Raw genomic sequence first — 6,648 nt, forward strand, 5'->3', positions numbered from 1 at the left:
GCCTCACGCACCCCGGGACCGGCCGCCGCCACCACGCCGCCCGCCTCCGGCCGGAACAGCCGCCGCGCCGGATCCGCCGACGCCGACGGCTCCCCGCGCCCCGGCGCGAGCCGCAGCTCGTCCCCGTCCACCGTGAACACCGCGTCCGCCGCGTCCGCGTCCAGGGCGTACGGCCCGTGCCCCGCCAGCCGCAGCGAGACAACCGCCCCGCCGGAGGCGATCCGGGGCAGCCACTCCTCGGCCGCGGGCCCGCCCGCCCCGCCCAGCAGCACCCCGGCCGCCAGGGTCTCCGCCACCGGTCCGGGCACCGCGTGCCGCCCCAGCTCGACGCAGGCGACGGCCACCTCCACGGGGAGCGGCCCGAGGCCCCCGTACGCCTGCGGGGCCGCGAGGGCGAACACCCCCGCGTCCGCGAGCCTCCCCCACAGGGCCCGCCCGGGGCCGTGATCCCCGGCGGCCCACGCCCGCAGGACCGACGGCGTGCCGGCCGCCGTCAGCATCGCGTCCAGCGACCGGGCGAACTCCCGCTGCTCGTCGTCGAGGAGGAAACGCATCAGCGCCGTCCCTTCGGCAGGCCGAGCAGCCGCTCGGCGATGATGTCCCGCTGGATCTCGTTGGTCCCGGCGTACACGGGGCCCGCGAGCGCGAAGACGTATCCCTCCGCCCACGCCGTGTCGGCCAGCTCCGCGTCCGGGCCCAGCAGATCGAGCGCCGTCTCGTGCAGCGCGATGTCGTACGTCGACCAGAACACCTTGTTCAGGCTGGACTCGGGCCCCAGCGACGCCCCCGCCGCGGACCGGGACGCGGAGGCGGCGGTGAACAGCCGATACGCCCGCGCCCCGATCACCGCGTCCGCCACCCGGTCCCGCAGCGCCGTGTCCGCCGGGTCGCCCGCCTCCCGCCAGAGGTCCTCCAGCCGGCCGGCGGCGGCCAGGAAGCGGCCGGGGGAGCGGAGGGTGAGCCCGCGCTCGTCGCCGGTGGCCGACATGGCGATGCGCCAGCCCTGCCCCGGCTCCCCGATGACGTCCTCGTCCGGTACGAAGACCTCGTCGAGGAAGATCTCGGCGAACGCCGGCTTCCCGTCCAGCCGCCCGATCGGGCGCACGGTGACCCCCGGCTCGGAGAGCCCGAACATCAGATACGTGAGCCCGTGATGCGGCTTCGCGGCCCCGGGGTCCGTACGGAAGATGCCGAAGGCACGGTCCGCGAACGCCGCCCGCGAGGACCAGGTCTTCTGCCCCGACACCAGCCAGCCGCCGTCCGTGCGCACCGCCCGCGACCGCAGCGCCGCCAGGTCCGACCCGGCCTCCGGCTCCGACCAGGCCTGCGCCCAGACGGCCTCGCCGCTCGCCATCGGGGGTAGCACCCGGGCCCGTTGCTCGGTCGTGCCGTGGGCGAGGAGGGTCGGGGCGAGGAGGCTGATCCCGTTCTGCGAGACCCGGCCCGGCGCGCCCGCCGCCCAGTACTCCTCCTCGAACGCCAGCCAGCCGAAGAGATCCGCGCCCCGGCCCCCGTACTCCTCGGGCCAGGAGACCGCCGACCACCGGCCGGTGTGCAGCAGCGCCTCCCACTCCCGGTGCGCGGCGAACCCCTCCTCGGTCTCCAGGGAGGGCAGCGGCCGGGCCGGTACGTGCTCCCGCAGCCAGGCCCGGGCCTCGGCCCGCAGCGCTGCCGTCCGTGCCGTCTGCGCCAGATCCATGAAGCGCCCGCCTTCCGTCCGGTCGGCGCCGTCGCCGAGGCGTCCCGTTCCCTAACAAGTGTTTGGTAGGTTAACGTACGACCCACAGACCGTCGAGAAGTCGGGGGACCGGGCCATGGACACACCGCCGTACCTGCCGGGACACGGACTGCTGGCCGGCCGCACCGCCGTGATCACCGCCGCCGCCGGAGCCGGCATCGGCGGCGCGACCGCCCGCCGCTTCCTGGAGGAGGGCGCCCGCGTCGTCATCGGCGACGCCCACGCCCGCCGGCTGAAGGAGAGCGCGCACGCCCTCGCCGACGCGTTCGGCCCCGACCGCGTCACCCACCTGGCCTGCGACGTCACCGACGAGGACCAGGTCGGGGCCCTCTTCGCGCACGCCGAACGCACCCACGGCGGCCTGGACATCGTCGTCAACAACGCGGGCCTCGGCGGCACCGCCGAACTCACCGAGATGACCGACGACCAGTGGACGCAGATCCTCGACGTCACCCTGAACGGCACCTTCCGCTGCACCCGCGCCGCCCTGCGCTCCCTCAAGGCCGCCGGAACCGGGGGAGTCCTCGTCAACAACGCCTCCGTCGTCGGCTGGCGCGCCCAGCGCGGCCAGGCCCACTACGCCGCCGCCAAGGCCGGCGTCATGGCCCTCACCCGCTGCGCCGCCGTCGAGGCCGCCGACTACGGCGTACGCGTCAACGCCGTCGCCCCCAGCCTCGCCATGCACCCGCACCTCGCCAAGGTCACCTCCGCCGAGCTGCTCGCCGAACTCACCGCGAAGGAGGCCTTCGGCCGGTACGCCGAACCCTGGGAGGTCGCCAACGTGATCGTCTTCCTCGCCAGCGGCTACTCCTCGTACATGACCGGCGAGGTCATCCCCGTCAGCAGCCAGCATGCGTGAACACACGGGCCGCGGGCGGACAATGGCCGGGTGCCTACCAAGAAGAAGCCCCAGGTGACCCCCACGCCGGAGCGACGCCGTGAACTGCTCGCCACCGCCGCCGAGGTCTTCGCCGCCCAGGGATACAACGCCACCACCGTCCGCCGGATCGCGGACGAGGCCGGGATGCTCGCGGGCAGCCTCTACTACCACTTCGATTCCAAGGAATCGATGATCGACGAGATCCTCTCCACCTTCCTCGACGAGCTCTGGCGGGGCTACGACGCGGTCCTGGAGGCCGGCCTCGGCCCCCGCGAGACCATCGAGGCCCTGGTCACCGAGTCCTTCCGGGAGATCGACCGGCACCGCCCCGCCGTCGCGATCTACCAGAAGGAGTCCAAGCACCTCGCCACCCAGCCGCGCTTCGCCTACCTCGTCGACTCCCAGACGAAGTTCGAGAAGGCCTGGCTCGGCACCCTGGAACGCGGCGTCGCCGAAGGTGCCTTCCGCGACGACCTCGACATCCGCCTCACCTACCGCTTCGTCCGCGACACCGTCTGGGTCGCGGCCTCCTGGTACCGGCCCGGCGGACACCACAGCCCCGAGGAGATCGCCCGTCAGTACCTCTCGATGGTGCTCGACGGAATCGCCCTGCGTACGTAACCGGAAACCGGTCCATCCCGAGCGCACCGAGGAGCAGCAGCCATGGCCGAGGCCTACATCGTCGAAGCGGTACGCACCCCCGTCGGGCGGCGCGGGGGCGGCCTCGGGGCCGTCCACCCCGCCGACCTCGGCGCGCAGGTGCTGAAAGAGCTGATCGCCCGCTCCGGCGTCGATCCGGCGGCCGTCGAGGACGTCGTCTTCGGCTGCCTCGACACCGTGGGACCGCAGGCCGGCGACATCGCCCGTACGTCATGGCTGGCCGCCGGACTGCCCGAGGAGGTCCCCGGCGTCACCATCGACCGGCAGTGCGGCTCCTCCCAGCAGGCCCTCCACTTCGCGGCCCAGGGGGTCCTCTCCGGCACCCAGGACCTCGTCGTCGCCGGCGGCACCCAGAACATGACCCAGATCCCGATCGCCTTCGCCTCCCGGCAGGCCGCCGAACCGCTCGGTCTCACCCAGGGGCCGTACGCGGGCAGCGAGGGCTGGCGCGCCCGCTACGGGGACGCCCCCGTCAACCAGTTCCACGGCGCCCAGCTGATCGCCGAGAAGTGGGGCATCAGCCGCAGGGACATGGAGGAGTTCGCCCTCACCTCCCACCACCGGGCGCTCCGCGCCATCGACGAGGGCCGCTTCGCCCGCGAGACCGTCGCGTACGGGGACGTCACCGCGGACGAGGGGCCGCGCCGCGACACCACCCTGGAGAAAATGGCCGGTCTGCGGCCCGTCGTGGAGGGCGGCACCATCACCGCGGCCTGCTCCTCCCAGGTCTCCGACGGGGCCGCCGCCCTGCTCATTGCCTCGGAGCGGGCCGTCGCCGAACACGGACTCACCCCGCGGGCCCGCGTCCACCACCTGTCCGTACGGGGCGAGGACCCGATCCGGATGCTCTCGGCGCCGATCCCGGCCACCGCCCACGCCCTGAAGAAGACCGGCCTCACCATCGACGCCATCGACCTCGTCGAGATCAACGAGGCCTTCGCCCCGGTCGTCCTCGCTTGGCTGAAAGAGACCGGTGCGGACCCCGAGCGGGTCAACGTCAACGGCGGAGCCATCGCGCTGGGCCACCCGCTCGGCGCGACCGGGGCCCGGCTGATGACGACCCTGCTGCACGAACTGGAACGCACCGGCGGCCGCTACGGGCTCCAGACGATGTGCGAGGGCGGCGGACAGGCCAATGTCACCATCGTCGAGCGGCTCTGAAGAATCCGCCCCGGCCCCGCCCGCACCCCGCCCGACCCCTCCCGTACACCCTCTGGTCAGCCAAGTTTTCCGTCCGGCGGTGTGGTGTGATCCGCCGTCGGAGGAGAGGGCGTGCTACGATGTTTCCCGTTGCAGTTTTGGTACCCATGAACTTTATGTGCGCCTGACGGGAATGCTTCCTCAGGCGCTTTATTGTTTTCCGGCTTTCTCCGGGTGGGGCTCAATGCGGCGACTTGGAATCCGTAAAGTGCGGGTTCTCGGCACTGCACCTCTTTTAGGAGAATGACATGGCTACTGGAACCGTGAAGTGGTTCAACTCGGAAAAGGGCTTCGGCTTCATCGAGCAGGACGGCGGCGGCGCCGACGTCTTCGCCCACTACTCCAACATCGCCACCTCGGGCTTCCGTGAGCTCCAGGAGGGCCAGAAGGTCTCCTTCGACGTCACGCAGGGCCAGAAGGGCCCGCAGGCGGAGAACATCGTCCCGGCCTGATTGCCGGACGCGTACCTCGCTGACCGGGGCCCGCACCGTGAAGGTGCGGGCCCCGGTTTGTGCTGTCCGAGCAAAAACCCGTTTCGTGCGCACATCCTGGGGGCGCATCACAGACGGTCGGGCCGGCACATCGCAGTAAACCCACTCGGCAGTTGCCCAGGAATCCCCCAGGAGGGCAATTCCGTATGACCAGCTCCGAACGCCAGGACCGCACCCCCCGCTCGCGACCGGCCCGTGGCCGAGGCCGCGGCCAGGGCGCCGGCACCCAGGCTCCCGCGAACGGCCGGGGCGGCGCACCCCGCTCCAAGGTCCAGGGCGGCTCCAAGCCCCCGGCCCGTCGTCGCGCCACCCCGCCGCAGGGCGAGTTCGCCCTGCCGGAGACCGTGACCCCCGCGCTGCCCGCCGTCGACGCCTTCGCCGACCTGGACATGCCCGCCGCGCTGCTGAAGACCCTCGCCGCGCAGGGCGTCACCGAGCCGTTCCCGATCCAGGGCGCGACCCTGCCGAACTCGCTGGCCGGCCGCGACATCCTCGGCCGCGGGCGCACCGGCTCCGGCAAGACGCTCGCCTTCGGCCTGGCGCTGCTGGCCCGCACCGCCGGACGCCGCAGCGAGCCGCGGGCCCCGCTCGCCATGGTCCTCGTGCCCACGCGCGAGCTGGCCCAGCAGGTCACCGACGCGCTGACCCCGTACGCGACCGCCGTGAACCTGCGGATGGCCACGGTCGTCGGCGGCATGTCGATCACCAAGCAGTCCGCCACCCTGCGGCGCGGCGCCGAAGTGCTCGTCGCCACACCGGGCCGGCTCAAGGACCTCATCGAGCGCGGCGACTGCCGGCTGGACGAGGTCTCCATCACCGTCCTCGACGAGGCCGACCAGATGGCCGACATGGGCTTCATGCCGCAGGTCGTCGCCCTGCTCAAGCAGGTCGAGGCGGACGGGCAGCGGATGCTGTTCTCCGCGACCCTCGACAAGAACATCGACCGGCTCGTGAAGATGTTCCTCACCGATCCCGTCGTGCACTCCGTGGACCCGTCCGCCGGCGCGGTCACCACGATGGAGCACCACGTGCTCCATGTCCTGGACGAGACCGACAAGAAGGCCGTCGCCACGAAGATCGCCGCCCGCGAGGGCCGGGTGATCATGTTCGTCGACACCAAGCGCGCCGCCGACCGGTTCGCCAAGCGGCTGCTCGCCAGCGGTGTACGGGCGGCCGCCCTGCACGGCGGGCGCTCGCAGCCGCAGCGCAACCGGACGCTCGACCAGTTCAAGAACGGTCAGGTCACCGCGCTCGTCGCGACGAACGTCGCGGCCCGCGGCATCCACGTCGACGACCTCGACCTGGTCGTCAACGTGGACCCGCCGACCGACCACAAGGACTACCTCCACCGCGGCGGGCGCACGGCCCGCGCCGGGGAGTCCGGCAGCGTCGTCACGCTGGTCCTGCCCGAGGAGAAGCGCGAGATGACCCGGCTGATGCAGGACGCCGGCATCGCGCCGCGCACCACACGGGTCACCTCCAGCGACGCGGAGCTGGGCCGGATCACGGGGGCCCGTGAGCCGTCGGGCATCGCGATCGTCATCGAGGTACCGCAGCCGACGCCGCCGAAGCAGCGGACGCGGTCGGGCGGTGCGGCGGGTTCCGGCTCCGGCAACGGGGGCGCGGTGCGCTCCGGCAGCCGGGGGCGTGGACGGCGTGGGGCCGGCGCGGGTGCGGGT

Annotated in this window: 7 protein-coding genes; 5 read left to right on the forward strand and 2 right to left on the reverse strand. The window is 72.8% G+C overall.

Annotated elements, in window-relative coordinates:
- Both CR470_RS34685 and CR470_RS34690 read right to left on the reverse strand, forming a co-directional pair.
- On the reverse strand, positions 1 to 554 hold a 554-nt coding region (locus CR470_RS34685), incomplete at its 3' end, for an acyl-CoA dehydrogenase family protein (RefSeq protein ID WP_143663938.1).
- The gene (locus tag CR470_RS34690; RefSeq protein WP_097871410.1) at positions 554 to 1,699 is read right to left on the reverse strand and encodes an acyl-CoA dehydrogenase family protein; all 1,146 of its coding nucleotides are present in this window, start codon (positions 1,697 to 1,699) and stop codon (positions 554 to 556) included. The genes CR470_RS34690 and CR470_RS34685, both read right to left, overlap by 1 nt.
- 115 nt (positions 1,700 to 1,814) lie before the next feature.
- Here CR470_RS34690 and CR470_RS34695 point away from each other — a divergent pair, with 115 nt between their 5' ends.
- The 5 genes from CR470_RS34695 to CR470_RS34715 form a co-directional block, all read left to right on the forward strand.
- Positions 1,815 to 2,597 (forward strand): SDR family oxidoreductase, encoded by a 783-nt coding sequence (locus CR470_RS34695; RefSeq protein ID WP_097871412.1) that lies wholly within the window; start codon positions 1,815 to 1,817, stop codon positions 2,595 to 2,597.
- Positions 2,598 to 2,627: 30 nt separating this feature from the next.
- Positions 2,628 to 3,239, forward strand: coding sequence for a TetR/AcrR family transcriptional regulator (locus tag CR470_RS34700; protein ID WP_069757697.1), 612 nt, complete (start codon positions 2,628 to 2,630; stop codon positions 3,237 to 3,239).
- A 42-nt stretch (positions 3,240 to 3,281) separates the two neighbouring features.
- A complete protein-coding gene (locus CR470_RS34705; protein ID WP_097871414.1) occupies positions 3,282 to 4,439 on the forward strand; it encodes an acetyl-CoA C-acetyltransferase in 1,158 nt (385 codons plus the stop codon).
- Between the two features lie 287 nt (positions 4,440 to 4,726).
- Complete coding sequence (locus CR470_RS34710; RefSeq protein WP_003969786.1) at positions 4,727 to 4,930, forward strand: cold-shock protein; 204 nt, start codon at positions 4,727 to 4,729, stop codon at positions 4,928 to 4,930.
- Positions 4,931 to 5,115: 185 nt separating this feature from the next.
- Positions 5,116 to 6,648 (forward strand): DEAD/DEAH box helicase (locus CR470_RS34715; RefSeq protein ID WP_097871416.1); only part of this gene is annotated, 1,533 nt, incomplete at its 3' end.

The sequence above is a fragment of the Streptomyces sp. rh34 genome, from assembly GCF_002551245.1.
Lineage (GTDB): Bacteria > Actinomycetota > Actinomycetes > Streptomycetales > Streptomycetaceae > Streptomyces.